Source organism: Paenibacillus sp. sgz302164 (assembly GCF_056120505.1).
Genome location: NZ_JBVYOL010000014.1, coordinates 76,645 through 92,109, shown reverse-complemented (window position 1 = coordinate 92,109; position 15,465 = coordinate 76,645). Strand labels below are relative to the sequence as shown.

Genomic DNA, 15,465 nt, shown 5'->3' with positions numbered 1-15,465 from the left:
GCGGCTTGTAAAAAAACAGTAAGTACCCGCGATTACAACGGATTACTTACTGTTCTCTTTTATTTCCGCTTGCTGCTTAGCAAATAGGCTTCGTTTGGCGTCTACATCTTTCCAACCAATCCAATCAGCATGTATATCCTTGCCGCTCCTATCCCCTTTGAAAACTCTCTTATCGCATCGGCCATCCTTTACGACTGAATGCTTGCATCCGCATAAAACCCTCTTGTTTTTCCGTCAATGAACAAGTCGGAGCAAATCCGGAAAGAGCCTTTAGCACGGAGATCATGGGAAGAAGCCCCAATCATAACCTCGATTTCACCCGCTTCAATTTTCCATGTCATGTTGGTATCAAGAAAAGCAAATTGACCCGGATCCATATGGAATCGGACCGTTCTCGTCTCGTTCGGTTTCACCGGGACTCTAACGAAACCTGCCAGTTCTTGTACGGGACGTACGACACTCGCATATTTGTCGCGTATGTAGAGCTGAACGACTTCCTCGCCGAATACCTCTCCCGTATTCGTTACGTCGACTGTGACGACAACTTGCTCAGCAGGCTCATACGCTTCCTTGCTGACCGTCATGTTCGAATAACGAAAGGAAGTGTACGATAAGCCATGTCCAAAGTAATACCGGGGCTCGCGAGGGCAATCCAGATAACTCGTATAATCGTTCATCGTGCCGACATGGTAGCTCGATCCTTGATCGTGATTATAGAAAAGAGGCACTTGTCCGGCGTTGTAAGCGATCGAAACAGGCAATCTTCCTGCCGGATTATAACCGCCGAATAAAATATCCGTCACGGCTTTCGCACCGTATTGTCCCGGATTCCAAGCTTCAAGAACAGCGTCGATGTGCTCGTCTGCCATGTCGCTCGATATCGGTCTGCCGTCAAAATGAACCGCGACCGTCGGCTTCTTCAAAGCCGCCAATTTCCGGATGAAGCTTTCCTGGCAGTCCGGAAGCCCAATATTCGTCGCATCGATCCCTTCGCCCGTTGTGCTGAACATGCCCCAGCCATGCTTCCCGCCTAAAGTAAAGATGACTACGTCCGCTTCTGCTGCCACCGCCAATGCCTCATCATGCATGGACGTATCGTTCCCGGCATAGGCGTAACCATAAGCGTAAGTCACTTCGGCATTCGGACATTCAAGAATGATCTGCTCGAGCAGATTATTACATGTCGGATAATGCTTTCTGACGAGTTCCTCCGTTTTCGGGCTTTCGACCTGCACGATACTTCCGGGATACGTGTAGTGATTCTTAGCCACGCCGAACTCGCTCGCATTCAGATTTGAAATTTTCTCAAAGTCCACGCCCGCCATCGTGTTCCCGACATTGTGCATGGCATCGAACAAGCTCGTATACGAATAGCCGCCGAAAAACGATCTGGTGGATGCCGCATGGTGGCCGATAACGGCGATTTTCTTTTGCGCGTTCCTTTGCAACGGAAGCAGGCCATCATTCTTCAGCAGAACGATCGATTGACGTGCTGCTTCCAAGCTGGTTGCTTTATTATTAGGATCTGCATAAATCCGTTCCACGGCATCGCTCGACATCGGATAAGGATTCTCGAACAAGCCCAATTCAAACTTCGCGATCAATACGCGACGGACAGCTTGATCGAGAAACTCCATGGAGATCTTCCCGTCCCGAATACGCTGCATTAACTCGTCGTTATAGCAGTCTTTCGAAGGCAACTCTACTTCCATTCCGGCCTTCAAGGACAATTCACCGGCATCAGTTAAGGTCTCGGCAACCCTATGCCTCGAATGAATCTCAGAGATGGAGACGTAGTCGGATACGATCAAGCCGTCAAAGCCCATTTCCCCGCGCAGAAATTCGGTGAGGTACTTACGGGAACCAGCTACGGGCTCGCCATCGACGGTGCTGTAAGTATTCATGATCGATTTCATGTTTGCAAGCGTCATAGCAGCCTGGAATGGCTTCGCATAAACCTCCCGAAGCATTCTTGGCGGAACCGGCGTCGACGCAGCATGAATGCCTCCCTGGGTCATATGGTAGCCGATAAAATGCTTGGCGCATGCCAGCATCCCTTCTTTGAGGTCACCATCGTTTTGCAAACCCGACACATAAGCCGTTCCCATTGCCGCCGCCAATGCCGGGTCTTCCCCATACGTTTCACCAAGACGACCGAAGCGAGGATCGCGGTTAATATCCAGCACGGGGGCGAACGCATGCGAAACGCCGACGGCCCGGGCCTGATTGCGAATAATTGTGGCCAGTTCCTTCTGAAGCGCGGGGTTCCAGGTGGAGGCTTGTCCGATTCCCGTCGGGAAGCTTGTTGCTTCAGGAAGCATTGCACCGGTTAATGTTTCCACATGAAAAATAGCGGGGATGCTGTGTTCGCTTAACTCCATAATTTTATTCTGGATGTGGGTAACATTTTCAACGACGGACTCCTTGTTATCCAATCCACCCGCGAATAACATGACGACTTCCCCTGCGCCCTGGGGAAAGTCCTTCTCCAGCTTTTCAATCGACCCTTTATCCGGCATATAGCCGACAATTTGGCCCATTTTTTCTTCAATACTCATACGCTGCAATAAATCTTCCGCACGCTCTTGAGCAGATAGGGAAGAATCCAAATAGTTAAACGTTCTTCTGTCCATGCGTATCTTCCACTCCCGTTTAAGTCAATTATTATTATTCGTAATCCTCTGTTTTCCATTCTTCCTTCCAATCCAGGTAAGCCATTGTCCCATCAAACCGGACCGGAAGCCATACATAATCGGAATTGCAAGTATCGAAATCGATCGATACAGGCAGTTTGTCTTCCTCTTTCAGCACATAGTCGATTTCCGGGTCGAAGACCGACTTATAAATGTCGGCTGCGATGCGGGATTGCGTTCCGTCCGCAAAACGATCCCCTACAAGCTCCGGAAGGTTCGGTATCCATCGATCCGCGAGCGCGATATAGAGATCTTTCTTGAACGGGTGCTTAAAGACGGACGTAATCTGCGAATTATAAGACGTGCGCGACCGGTCGTCCGGATGCGGATCCCCCAGAACCTCCCAGGGTCCATGGAAGGTTTTCGCACTAGCGACTTCCGATGGGTTCGGATGATAGCCGGTCGTTCCCGACGTAAATAAATAGTGCAGCCCTTTTCGATTGAAATAGGCCGGCGCTTCCCGCACGTAAGGAGGCTGGACATGAGGAAAATGCGTAGAATAATAGCCGGTTACGTCCGTATAATCATCTGTCAAGTCGGCGCAAATGAGTTCGGAATGGACTCTTTCAAAATAATAATAAGCTTTGCCGTCCGGCGCGACGACCAAATCGAAATCGCCGGCGCCCATGTTTAAAGGACGGATATCTTTGTTTACGACCGTGTAGGGACCAAGGATATGGTCCGCTGTCAGGATCGTAGATTTTTGACCTTCTTGCCTCATGACTTTAACCCAACATACGAATTTCTGCGTCGACTGATTAAAGATAATATGCGGTCTGTCCATATATTGTGCAGGATGCAGCGGCGAATCAACGTCATCTACGTCCGGAGGAATGATCACGCCTTTGTCTTCCCAATTGTATAAGTCTTTGGAGGCGTAGCATCTTACTCCCCAGTGCCAAATCCCGCTGCCAGCCTTTGTCTTTTCTTTGTTTTCCCCATACCAATAGAACGTATCGCCTACGGTAATAATAGATCCGCCGTGGGCCTGAATTCGCTTGCCCTCGGTGTCCAGCCATACCTGGCCCGGTCTGATCGAATTGTATGTCATGCGACTAACTCCTTCGTTGTAAACATCTTTGGGATTTCTCCTGAATACTGCTATTCTTTCACGCTGCCGAGCACGATCCCACTCATAAAGAACCGCTGCAGAAATGGATACACGAGCAGAATCGGCAGCGAACCAAGGAAGATCTGCGCGGATTTAAAGGTGCGGTCGCTGATTTTCGATAATTCCGCTATCGTTTCAAGACTTGCGTTATTAAAATTTTGCTGAATAATCACGGTCTGCAAGTAGCTTTGCAGCGGGTAATTTCCCGGCGAATTCATGAAGATGAGTCCGTCGAACCAGGAATTCCAGTGGAATACCATGGTGAACAGCGTGATGGTAGCTAAGGCCGGCGCGGATAACGGCACGTACACTTTCCAGAGTGTCGTCCAGTGGCCGGCACCATCCATAAAGGCTGCCTCTTCCAATTCCTTCGGCAAACCCCGGAAGAAATTGAGCAAGAGGATCATATTAAAGATCGGCACCGCTTGCGGCAATACAAGCGCCCATACGGAATCGAGAATTCCGGTGTACTTCACCATCATGTATAACGGAATAAGCCCGCCGTTAAAAAGCATCGTAAACACAAACACCCAAGCGTAGACTGTCCGCCCCCGGAATTTGTTTACCTCTTTCGACAGGGGGTAAGCGACGAGTATCGTCAGCACCATATTGACGCTCAAACCGACGGCAACGCGTTTGATCGTCACCAGGATCGACTTGAAAAACTCTTCTTTTCCCAGAACGTACTTATAAGATTCCAGCGTGAATTCGACCGGCCATAGCTTGACGTAACCTGCGGAGGCCGCGGAACTGGAGCTGAACGATACAGCCAGCACATGAATAAGCGGTAATATGCACAGAACCGACAAGAGAGTCAGGAAAATGTAATTAAACCCTATAAACATTTTGCGGCTCAGCGTAAAGCGTTCCACCATGATTGTTCGTCTCCTCTCACTCTTAGAATATCCTGTAGTTGGCGAAACGGTAGGCAAGGAAGTAAGACCCCGAAAGCAGAATCAGAGAAACGACCGATTTAAAGAGACCCACGGCAGTCGCTACTCCGTACTGTGCATCAACGATGCCAATCCGATAAACGAAGGTGTCGATAATGTCGCCTGTTTCATACACTTGAGGACTATACAAATTGTATACCTGATCGAAGCCGGCATTGAGGACTTGGCCCAAAGCCAGCGTTGCTGTCAAAATAATGATCGGCGCCATACCTGGCAAAGTCACGTACAGCGTCTGCTTCCACCGATTCGCGCCGTCAATAACCGCCGCTTCGTATAATGTTGGATTAATGCCGGTCAGCGCGGCCAAATATACGATGGTATTAAATCCGAATTCCTTCCACACGTCCGATGTAACCAGAACGGAGCGGAACCAGCCGTTGTTGCCCAAGAAATAGATCGAGTCAATTCCGAGCCAATTCAACATTTGGTTAACGATTCCGTAAGAAGGGGACAAAATATCGATCAAAACCCCTCCGAGAATAATCCAAGACAAAAAGTGCGGCAAATAGACCAAGGTCTGAACCGTTCGCTTGAACAGCTCCTTGCGAATCTCGTTAAGCAGCAAAGCAACCACGACCGGAACAATCAAACCGACCACGATCTTCATCACGGCAATGATAAGCGTATTCCAGATAATCTGAAAGGATCCAGGCAAGGCCATTACATAACGGAGGTTATCAAGGCCGTTCCACTTGGAATCGAAAATGCCTCGTGCAGGGTTGAAATCCTGGAAGGCGATGACGGCGCCGAGCATAGGACCGTAACTATAGACGAGAATTAAGATCAGCCCTGGCAGAATCATCAGATGTAAGGGCAATTGAAACTTCCAAGCGCGCTTTTTCCCCGGCTTAGCCGCCGATTCCACGATTGTTATTCTATCTTCTGTCACTTTATTCAACACGGCGGATCATCCTTTCTTGCCCATATGGCCGAATTCTGCCCTCACAAAGGACAGAATTCGGACTTTTTTGCCATTAACGGGCTTTCATCAATTCATTAACTTCCTTCGTCATATCATCGCCGCCAAGCTTCTTCCAGTTCGCTACGAATTTGTCGAAGCTGTCGAGTGATTCACCGAGAATAATTTGCGTAAATGTTTGGAGTTCAAGCTTTAGCAGCGTCGCATCGCGTTTAATCATCGTCTCCGTATTGATCTGACTGAATGCGTTCGGCATCAGCAATTTGTTGTTTGCATAGTTATCGATAACGGCGAATGCGGAATCCTTTGTTCCGAAGATGCGATTGATTGCCCAGTCAAACGTCTCCATTTTTTCGCCGGCAAGATACTTTTTGATCGCTGGGAATGCGGTTATTTGTTCAGAATTTAATTCCGATTCGCTCTTCGTGCCGGCAACAATTTCTTTAAACAAACGATGCGTATTCAGGTTCTTCTCCGGCTCGGCGGCATAAATAGAATACTGCCAACGTTCAACACTGCCATCAGGGCTCTTTCTTAGATTGTTGGCTTCTTCCGGGGAGTAATTCTTACCGTAGGAAGCTTCAAAGAACAGGTTGACCATTTTGAGCAGCGCTTCCGGATGCTTGGCATTCTTGGTCACCGCAAGGTATTGCGGTGTGTTTAAATAAAGGGACGGCACTTGCGATTTCGCCGGCTGCCCGTCAACGGTCACGAGCGGGAAAGACTGTATATCTGCATTCGGATCGTTGTTCTTTAGATCCTGCAATTGAAGCGGCACCGGCATGTTGCCGAACCACAAGCCTATTTTGCCGGCAACGATCAGTTCCTTCTCCTTGCTCCAATCCTTCACGCCGAATTCGGGATCGATATACCCTTTTTTATACAACTCCTGCAGCTTACCTAGCGCCGTCTTCACTTCCGGCTGAATGCTCCCGAACTCGATGGTGCCGTTTTCCTTCTTCACCCAGTTGCCTGTTCCTTGCTGGCGCGGGTATGCGCCATAGCTATTGAAGAACCCTTCCAGCCCGTCGAAGAACCCGTACAGATCCTTATCCATGGCCATACCGTACGTATCCTTCTTCCCATTGCCATCCGGATCTCTATTCACGAAGGCGTCCATAATGTTGAACACGTCCTGCATCGACTTTGGCGGCTGGAGCCCGAGCTTATTCAGCCAGTCGACACGGACCCAAACCATCGGAGCATTGTTGAGCGTTGACGAAACTGCAGGAATCGCCAGCAGTTTGCCGTCGAAGGTAGCGGAACTCATCGCGGCAGGTCCCGACTGTGTCAACATATCTTTGGCCATTGGACTTGCGTATTTCTTGTAGATCTCGGTTAAGTCCGCTAATTTGCCCGCTTCTGCTAATTGCCGCAGCTGCGAGGCGTTGAGCGGAACGATATCCGGCAGATCGCCCGAGGCGATCGAGACGTTCATCTTCTGCTCCCCTTGTCCTCCAGGCTCATTTCCGACAACGCTCCATTTATTCGTGAGCTTAATTCCGAGCTTGTTTTCATATTCCTTATACCAGACGTTGTTGTCGATCGTATCTCCCCCCGCAAACTTTACACCAGTACCGAGAATACGAACCGTCGATACTTCAATGGGTTTGGCATACTTCCCTAGATATAGATCCTCTGGATTCGCGGACTCCGATACGGGTGTTGCAGCAGCGTTGCCATTCCCCTCTTTGCTCGCGTTATTCACAGGATCATTGTTAGAACTGCATGCGCTTACTACTAAGCTAAAGACCAACAGACTGGATGCAGCCAATAATCTGACACGTTTTTTCATGCTTTGTTCCCCCCGGTTTTGTTTGTAAGAGATCTCAATCTCTTGAATTAAGTATAGTAAAAAGGCCCCTTCACCGTATATTGCACTCTGTTTGTATTCTTTACTTTCCTTCGCAAGTTTCGTTCGCGGACTTCATCTTCAGGAGGAAAGGAAAAAGGAAAGCCTCGATTTAGGCTTTCCTTGCAATGTTCTCGTAATACGGTACCGGGACAATAGTCTCTCACTCCCAGGCTAAAGTCTGCTTCTGAATTCCTGCGGCGTTACGCCAACATGCTTCTTGAAAAACCGAGTAAAGTAAGCCGCAGTATAAAACCCGACCGCGACGGCAACATCCTGCACCTTCGCTTGAGATGTTGCTAGTAAAGCCTTCGCCCGTTCCACTCGAATCTCTGTGATGTAGTCGGAAATGTTGCGTCCGGTATAAGTCTTATACAGACTGGAAAGGTAAGACGGATTAAGATAGACGACGTCCGCGAGGAAGGCTAGCGAAAGATCCTTGTCCAGATGCTCGACGATATAGCGGTTAAGCTTGTTAATAATGCGTTCAGTGCGCTCGTCCTGCTCTTGTTTCCCATGCCGAATAAGATTGCAGCCAATGTCGCTCAGGAACTGTACCGCCTGCTCCTTTGTCTTGTGTGCAGTTACGTCAAACAACCTGCGTATTGTCATCTCGGCATCCGCATCGTCACTATTATCGTTACGGTTCATTTTGTTCCATTGATTGAGCAAAATAACGGCAACGGCATAATACGTCTGCGCATAAACGGTGAATTTATTGGGCAAGCACTGGAACAGCACGTTTAGCAGCTCCAAGAACAACGGCATCTGCCCCATCTCGACGGCGCTCTCGATTCTGGATATGTTCAGTGCAGGTGCCTCTGAGAATTGAGCCGCATTTTCCTCGCGGTATAGGAGAATCATTTCTTCCCCGTTGCCCAGCCCCAGGATCAGACTTTGCTTCAAAAGATGATAGTTCCTCGCGATATCTTCCCAATCCGCTTGGCTTCCGTAACTAATAAACGACACCGGTATTTGCAGCAGCGCCCTGCACGTTTGCTGTATACTTTCCAGCGTTCCCTGAATGTAAGCCGGCAATTCGTCCCACTCCCTTTCACCGGAAGCCTTCGGCTGGATTAGCCATACGAAGTAAGCGCCGCCGAGCATGACGGGGAGCATGACGACCCGGTCCATGAACTCCTCGGCAATATTTTGGACTGCATATAAGAGCAGCGATTGATCGGACAGGCTATAACATTCATCCCAATGGTCGACGCGGCCGCAGACCATTATAATCGCCTCCTCGGGACGGAGCAGCGTGTCGAGCTCCCGAAGGCGGGCGGGGAGATTGTCGGTTACGGGTCTGCCCTGCTCCACGAGAGCCGTAAACCACTCGCGGCGCAGCATCGGCAGAAGCTCCTTCAATTGGCCTTTGGCCCGGATCAGCAGGTCCTCGTTGCGGAGGTCTTCCTGAATCGCGTCCGAAGCGCGCTGTAAGCTTTTGACGATCGCTTCGTCGCCTTCGGTTTTCAGAATATAGTCCACGCCGCCTCCGCGCTGCGCTTGCTGCGCAAATTGGATATCGTTAACTCCCGTCAGGAAGATCACTTTGCAGCGCGGCCAACGGGTCTGTATCCATTGCTGCAGCTGCAGACCGTCCATTTCCGGCATGCGGATATCGCTTAAGACGATATCCATCTTCGTACGGGATAGCCACCCCATGGCTTCCTCCGCGGAGTACGCCCGGTAAATATCCAGGTCCATGTCCGGCTCATCTTGCAACATCTCGTAAAGCCCGTCCACGGTAAACGGTTCGTCGTCGACGATCATTAATCTATACATAGGTGTTAACCTCCTTGCAAAGGAATCGTGATGATGATTTGAAGTCCGCCGAGGGCACCTTTGCTTAAATGCAGGCCAGCCGAGCCGCCATATTTAATCTGTAGCCGTCTGTGTACATTGATCATGCCCGTCGTAACCGTAACGTCCTGCTGTCCGTTCAGTAGCGCCTGTAGAAGGGCAACTTTCTCTTCGTCAATCCCCCCGCTGTCTTCCACGCGGATGCGCAACTCGGATTCCGTCATGCGGAAATCGACTTCGAGTATGCCGCCCTTTGCTCTTTTCTCCAACGAATGCACAAACGCGTTCTCGATAATCGGCTGCAGAATGAGCCGAGGTACGAGGAGTTGCTCTGCCTCCTTCGGTATATCCGCGAAATGAACCGTGATGCGGTTGGAGAACCGAATCGACTGAATCTCCGTATAAGATTTTGAGTGAGCCGCTTCGCTGGCTAGTGTGACTTCCTCGCCATTGTCCCGGGTGATAAACTGGAAATACTCACCGAGATGCTTCGTCAATCCCATAATCCTTTCGTTGCCGTCCTGCTTCGCCATGCGGTACAGAATAAAAAACGCGTTGTATAAAAAATGTGGGTTAATCTGAGACTGAAGATGCTTTAGCTCGGCTAGACGAATCCGATATTGCTGTTCGTATACTTCCTGGATCAATCGTTTGACCTCCCGTACCATTGCATTCAGCTGCTTGTATAAATAACCGAACTCGTCTTTGAAGGGATATTCGATTGACACATCGAATCGGCCTTGCTCGATCTTTCGGAATGAACGGACAAGCACCATCAGTGGCCGATGTATGATACGGTACATGCTGAACGAGAAGGCGATAATAACCAACACGGAGACGCCATAGAGGATAAATCCCCAGTTGCGATACCGTTCGAGCGGTCTCTCGACCTTATCGGACGGTACCATCATCAGCAGTTTCGTGTTTAGAATTTCCGACTTTTTGACGGCTAACAGATAATCCCGGTTGTCGATCGAGACTCTTCGGTTGCCTTCCTCCGCCGTGTATAACAAGGTTCTCGTCTTGTCGTCCAATGCCGGGGCGCTTGCGCTTAATGACGACCATACCATCTGGTCGCTCGACAGAACGGCAACACTGTCTTCCAAGGCAAACTGCTTGAGCTGTGCGGTTATTTCCGAGCTTGATATCTCCACGGCAATTAAAAACAACGGCGAATCGTTGAGGTACCCATACGGCATCGTAATAAAGACACGGTTATCCCAAATAAGAAAAGGCGAATCAAGCGGATTCACCGGGACGGACAGCGCCCGGAACATTTCGTCATTGAAATCGACAATCGAATTAGAATCGGATGCTACAATCCTGTTCATCTTGGGAATGAAGACCAATGCATTCTCGATAAAAGCACTCGATTGGCCCAACAAGTCCATCTGCTGCTTTAGCCGAAGCACCGAACGGTTCCGTTCAATGACCGTCATAATCTCCGAGGTTGTGCTGAGTTTCAATAGGTCCTCATCATTAACGTACTCCCGCAGAAGCCGCATTGTCCGGTCAAAGTCTCCGTCCAGGATGTCCATGTACAACTCTACGCGCGAAGACAGCGAACCTGCGATCTCTTGTCGAACTATGTCTGCACCGGCCTCGTTCATCTGAAGCCCTAAGTAGAAAAGCGGCGTCAGCACCATCAGAAAGGTCAGCGCAATCTTCGGCAGTATCGGGAGTGAGCCTAGTTTCTTGATCATCTGCATCTTTAACCTTCCCCTGAATAAAAAGTTGGTGTCGCATCGGTAGCATCTTCTATTATCATAGCGATATAATGAGGAAAAGGGAAAGCCGCAAATCGGCTTTCCCTTGATTCTTTTCTAATCAAGCTCGATCGATGCTCGTTTTCTGGCTGCCATTCCGGCTACTATTGTATAGCGTTTAATGGACGACGACTCGAACTCGACCGAGATTTTGATTTTGCGCGAAAGCCGTCTCTTCGTGTCTCCTTCACGCTGGGACGTCACTCGAAAATTGTTGCAGTTTGACCATAGCGCGTAAGAGATCTCTCGTGATTAAGTATACAAGTGAGGGGATGAGAGGCATATTAGACTTTATTTGGATTCTGAACTTTCGTTTGTGAGTTCTGTGCACAACGAGTTGATTTTTCCCCCAAAAGGATAAGTTTGAATTCCCGTAACTGTGGTCTCCACAGCAAATAGAGCTCCTGCATGAGGTTGGTTAAGCAGCTCCTCTTCCCTTAGACCGCAAGACGCCGTTGTAATGAACAATGTCCTCATCTCGGGACCGCCAAACACGCAGGAAGTGACAAGGGCCGCCGGTACTGAAATCCTCTCCAGGCACTGCCCTGTTGCCGGATTCCATCTGGAGACTTGCCAGCCATTCCAATGGGCAATCCACAGCATCCCCTCGGAGTCTATCGTCATTCCATCAGGCCAGCCCTCTTCCGGCCTAAAATCGATTACACAGCGAGAATTTGAAATCTCTCCGCTGGGATCGTCGTAATCAAAGGCCGTTACTTCTTCCGATGCACTGTCTATATAATACATAGTCAAACGGTCCGGGCTCCAAGCCAAACCGTTCGATATGGTTATGTTGTTCAGCATTGTGCAGCACTTATGATCCGGGTCCAGGCGATATAAACTTCCTCTATGCGGAGCATCGTCAAGATCTTTGGTCCCGGCCCAAAAGCGTCCATGTGGATCGCACTTGCCATCGTTGAAACGGTTATTGGGCAGGTCACTTTCCGGGTCATATACAGGGATCAGTTTGCCATCATTCAGCGATAGAGTGTGGTATCCTGTTTCTGATACAACCATAAGTCCCCCACCCATTTTAGGAACGACCGCACTGATCATCTGGTCGAATTCTACCACATTAACCCGTTCGGAGCTTAGTTCTAAGCTATAAAGGCGACGATTTAGGATATCTACCCAATACAATGTTCCTGTTTCAGCATCCCAACTTGGGCCTTCTCCCAGCGACGCCCTCACAGCCGCCGCAACTCTTAGTGAATTAATCACAATGAACTTTATCCCTCCTTAGCCAAACAAACTCTTAAAGGTCTGCGGTCATACCACCATCCGCAACTAGCGTAGCTCCCGTCATAAAGGAGTTTTCGGAGCTGGCCGCGAACATAATCACAGCAGCTATTTCCTCGGGTTGTCCTACACGACCGACCGGTTGCGCTTCATTCCATTGCTTCATGATTTCTTCCCGAGGCGCATTCAGCTTTTTCACACTGCTTTCAAGCATTGGAGTTTGTACAGCCCCCGGCAGCACACTATTAACCCGAATGTTCTGACGGGCAAAATCAAGAGCAATCGCCCTCGTCATCGCTACAATGCCCCCTTTGGAAGCCGAATAGGCAGAATACCCCTCTAGCGTAGCCAATGCATGAACGGAGCTTACATTCACAATTGAACCGCCGCCATTCTGAAGCATGAACGGAATGACTTCCCTGCAGAATAAGAATACCGAGGTAAGGTTATTCGTAATCACTTGATTCCACTGTTCCAGGCTCATATTGGTTAGACAAATTTGCGGGCAAGTTGCTGCGTTATTGACTAAAACGTCGATTTTACCAAACTTTTCCAGCGTAGTACGAACAACCCTTTTCACATCAGCCTCTGAGGAAACATCTGCCTGCAACGCGATCGCTTCTCCCCCAGCGTCGATAATTTCCTGCACTACAGCTTCCGCTTTGCTGGCGGTTCGGTTCACGACGGCGACCTGTCCACCCTGGGCAGCGAACTTGTGTGCCGCGGCTCGCCCTATGCCGCCTCCGCCGCCTGTCACGATTATGACCTTCCCCTGCCAATTCATGTGAACATCCCTCTCTTCCTAACTTATTGCTCAGATATGAAAACACTTCGAAGTGTGCCGATTCCTTCAACGGTAGCTTCTACTATGTCGCCCGGCTTAAGCCATACCTGCGGTTTTTTTGCCATTCCTACTCCCGGCGGAGTCCCGGTGCTGATAATGTCCCCAGGCCGAAGGGTTATCGTGTTCGAAAGAAATGATATCAAATAAGGAATATCGAAAATCAATTCCTTCGTATTCGAATTTTGCATAACCTCGTCATTTAAAGTTAGATATATGTTTAATTTTCCGGGATTCGGGATTTCATTCTTCGTTACAATCCAAGGCCCCATGGGTGCAAAGCCGTCAATCGCTTTCCCGCGTGTCCATTGAGGTTCGTTCAATTGAATATCGCGGGCGCTAACGTCGTTTAGAACGGTATATCCAAAGACGTAATCCATGGCGGAATCCTTTGAGACTTTCTTTGCCGTTTTTCCGATTACGACAGCCAATTCCACTTCATAATCACACTGAAGCACCTCTTGGGGAATGACCACCTTCTCGTTGTGTCCGACTAGACAGTTATTATATTTCGGAAATAGAACCGGCACCTTCGGAACTTGCATGTTGGATTCAATGACATGGTCATGGTAATTCAACCCGATACATATGATTTTCTCGGGGTCTGTCAAAGGAGACAACAGCTTAACCTCATGCAAGTCATAAACCGGAGACCCTTCCGTAATACTTGCAACATCCGATTCGCCCATCTCGTTAAATTGAGCTATGAAATCCTTCGCGGTACCCCGAATGTTTAATTCTTTAATCGTATCGGTTCCTACCAAGATTCCAACTTTAAGCTGCTGATTTTCATCATTCAAGCTATAATATTGCACTATTTTCATGATCGATTCCTCCACCTGAAGCTTAAAATACTTATTTCATCTATGGATTAAAGGTAGCACGAGACCGTTTACATCTACAAGATGTCTAACTTGTATACATCAAAGCATAATCTTTTTTACATACTGAATATGATTGTAAACCAATTGTTCCGTAGCAGCCGGGTCATTCTCTTCAAGCGCTCTGCGAATTTGCTTATGTTCACTCAAACTTCCCCATAAACGGCTATGATTTTTGTAAAATGTGGCCCTCACCGCCATCAAAAACTTATCCTGCAGCCTGGACATCGCTTCCGTGTATTCTTCATTATCCAACCCCTTGATCATCATCTCATGAAAATAGCGATCTAACTGCACGAAAGCTACGATATCCTCTTGCTGGACGCATTGCTCCTGAAGAGCTAGATTTTCATCCAAACTACGAAAAAAATCCGCATCCATCTTGCCTGTCAGTTCTTTGGCCGCAAAAGTTTCCAGGGATAGCCGCAACTGATAAATATCCATTATTTTTTTTAATGACATCTCCTGAACGATCACACCCTGGTTCGGCGTTAACTTCACTAATCCAAGCATCTCGAGTCTGTCCATAGCCGATCGAATCGGCGTTTTGCTCATACTCAGAAGTTCGCTCAACCTCTTCTCCGAAAGAAACGTCCCCCCTTCCCACTCACCGCTGACGATTTTCTGCTTGATCGTTTCAAAGGCAATTTCCCTTAAAGTGGTTCCTGTTGCGATCATACCGAATTCTTCCTTTCCAGATTTAATTGATTTATTATGATTATAAACATTTACATTCGGAAAGGAAGCTTCTCATGAGTACATCGTCCTTACGTCATCAAGCCTATCTAACGATACATCAATGGATTGTTTCCGGAAAATTACCCAGGGGAAGAGCGACTTCCGAGGTAGAGTTAAGCGGAATGCTGGATATGAGCCGAACTCCGGTCAGAGCCGCTCTTCAACAGCTGGAGCAAGAAGGCTATCTGCGAATAGCGCCCAAACATGGAGTCATTATTCTGGATTCATCCGCCCAAAGGATAAGCGACCTTCTGGAAATCACAATTTCCTTCCTATTGTTCTCCGTACATGCGGCATGGGATGTAAAACAATCCGAACTGGCGGATTATTCCGCGAAGAAACTTCTTTCCTTCAGGAATTTGCTGAAAGAGGCTGCTAGTCACCCTGGCGCTCTGATCGAATTTGAATATGACCTGTTGCTCGGTTTAATCGATATTTCCCGCAACGAAGAAATGTCCAGACTGTTTCGAAACACCGCATCCAGATTATTTTGGACTTCCAATACGAAAAGATGGAAAGCGCCCAACTACGGTGAAACAACTAAAATATTGGATCAACTGATCGAAACGATTCCAAGTGATTTAGCGGTATTCCGCGATGCTTTATTTCATTATCTTCAAGTATTAAAACGAACGTGGGTGTAGGCTTGTCGGCCTAAAGTAAAGGGGGCGC

General features: G+C 48.6%; 12 protein-coding genes. 1 reads left to right on the top strand and 11 read right to left on the bottom strand.

The window, feature by feature from the left end:
* Window positions 1–188 precede the first annotated feature (188 nt).
* The 11 genes from AC0LWT_RS22570 to AC0LWT_RS22520 form a co-directional block, all read right to left on the bottom strand.
* Window positions 189–2,633: a glycoside hydrolase family 3 N-terminal domain-containing protein gene (locus AC0LWT_RS22570; RefSeq protein WP_474683532.1), complete on the bottom strand. Its 2,445-nt coding sequence runs from the start codon at window positions 2,631–2,633 to the stop codon at window positions 189–191.
* A gap of 34 nt (window positions 2,634–2,667) precedes the next feature.
* Complete coding sequence (locus tag AC0LWT_RS22565; protein WP_474683531.1) at window positions 2,668–3,744, bottom strand: family 43 glycosylhydrolase; 1,077 nt, start codon at window positions 3,742–3,744, stop codon at window positions 2,668–2,670.
* Between the two features lie 50 nt (window positions 3,745–3,794).
* Window positions 3,795–4,679 (bottom strand): carbohydrate ABC transporter permease, encoded by an 885-nt coding sequence (locus AC0LWT_RS22560; RefSeq protein ID WP_474683530.1) that lies wholly within the window; start codon window positions 4,677–4,679, stop codon window positions 3,795–3,797.
* Window positions 4,680–4,701: 22 nt separating this feature from the next.
* Complete coding sequence (locus AC0LWT_RS22555) at window positions 4,702–5,658, bottom strand: ABC transporter permease (protein WP_474683529.1); 957 nt, start codon at window positions 5,656–5,658, stop codon at window positions 4,702–4,704.
* Window positions 5,659–5,731: 73 nt separating this feature from the next.
* Window positions 5,732–7,471, bottom strand: coding sequence for an extracellular solute-binding protein (locus AC0LWT_RS22550; RefSeq protein WP_474683528.1), 1,740 nt, complete (start codon window positions 7,469–7,471; stop codon window positions 5,732–5,734).
* Between the two features lie 231 nt (window positions 7,472–7,702).
* Complete coding sequence (locus tag AC0LWT_RS22545) at window positions 7,703–9,310, bottom strand: response regulator transcription factor (RefSeq protein ID WP_474683527.1); 1,608 nt, start codon at window positions 9,308–9,310, stop codon at window positions 7,703–7,705.
* Window positions 9,311–9,315: 5 nt separating this feature from the next.
* The gene (locus AC0LWT_RS22540) at window positions 9,316–11,037 is read right to left on the bottom strand and encodes a sensor histidine kinase (protein ID WP_474683526.1); all 1,722 of its coding nucleotides are present in this window, start codon (window positions 11,035–11,037) and stop codon (window positions 9,316–9,318) included.
* 348 nt (window positions 11,038–11,385) lie between these two features.
* Window positions 11,386–12,315: an SMP-30/gluconolactonase/LRE family protein gene (locus tag AC0LWT_RS22535; protein ID WP_474683525.1), complete on the bottom strand. Its 930-nt coding sequence runs from the start codon at window positions 12,313–12,315 to the stop codon at window positions 11,386–11,388.
* 34 nt (window positions 12,316–12,349) lie between these two features.
* Entirely contained in the window at window positions 12,350–13,117 is a 768-nt protein-coding gene (locus AC0LWT_RS22530) for an SDR family NAD(P)-dependent oxidoreductase (RefSeq protein WP_474683524.1), read from the bottom strand.
* 23 nt (window positions 13,118–13,140) lie between these two features.
* Complete coding sequence (locus AC0LWT_RS22525) at window positions 13,141–13,998, bottom strand: fumarylacetoacetate hydrolase family protein (protein WP_474683523.1); 858 nt, start codon at window positions 13,996–13,998, stop codon at window positions 13,141–13,143.
* A gap of 99 nt (window positions 13,999–14,097) precedes the next feature.
* Window positions 14,098–14,733, bottom strand: a complete 636-nt coding sequence (locus AC0LWT_RS22520; protein WP_474683522.1) for a GntR family transcriptional regulator — start codon at window positions 14,731–14,733, stop codon at window positions 14,098–14,100.
* A 74-nt stretch (window positions 14,734–14,807) separates the two neighbouring features.
* Here AC0LWT_RS22520 and AC0LWT_RS22515 point away from each other — a divergent pair, with 74 nt between their 5' ends.
* Window positions 14,808–15,437, top strand: a complete 630-nt coding sequence (locus AC0LWT_RS22515) for a GntR family transcriptional regulator (RefSeq protein ID WP_474683521.1) — start codon at window positions 14,808–14,810, stop codon at window positions 15,435–15,437.
* Window positions 15,438–15,465 lie beyond the last annotated feature (28 nt).

Bases quoted from the DNA above. Each gene is read 5' to 3' on its own strand.
- AC0LWT_RS22570 (WP_474683532.1), bottom strand. From the start codon at position 2,633: ATGGACAGAAGAACGTTTAACTATTTGGATTCTTCCCTATCTGCTCAA.
- AC0LWT_RS22545 (WP_474683527.1), bottom strand. From the start codon at position 9,310: ATGTATAGATTAATGATCGTCGACGACGAACCGTTTACCGTGGACGGG.
- AC0LWT_RS22520 (WP_474683522.1), bottom strand. From the start codon at position 14,733: ATGATCGCAACAGGAACCACTTTAAGGGAAATTGCCTTTGAAACGATC.
- AC0LWT_RS22530 (WP_474683524.1), bottom strand. From the start codon at position 13,117: ATGAATTGGCAGGGGAAGGTCATAATCGTGACAGGCGGCGGAGGCGGC.
- AC0LWT_RS22550 (WP_474683528.1), bottom strand. From the start codon at position 7,471: ATGAAAAAACGTGTCAGATTATTGGCTGCATCCAGTCTGTTGGTCTTT.
- AC0LWT_RS22525 (WP_474683523.1), bottom strand. From the start codon at position 13,998: ATGAAAATAGTGCAATATTATAGCTTGAATGATGAAAATCAGCAGCTT.
- AC0LWT_RS22515 (WP_474683521.1), top strand. From the start codon at position 14,808: ATGAGTACATCGTCCTTACGTCATCAAGCCTATCTAACGATACATCAA.
- AC0LWT_RS22560 (WP_474683530.1), bottom strand. From the start codon at position 4,679: ATGGTGGAACGCTTTACGCTGAGCCGCAAAATGTTTATAGGGTTTAAT.
- AC0LWT_RS22565 (WP_474683531.1), bottom strand. From the start codon at position 3,744: ATGACATACAATTCGATCAGACCGGGCCAGGTATGGCTGGACACCGAG.
- AC0LWT_RS22540 (WP_474683526.1), bottom strand. From the start codon at position 11,037: ATGCAGATGATCAAGAAACTAGGCTCACTCCCGATACTGCCGAAGATT.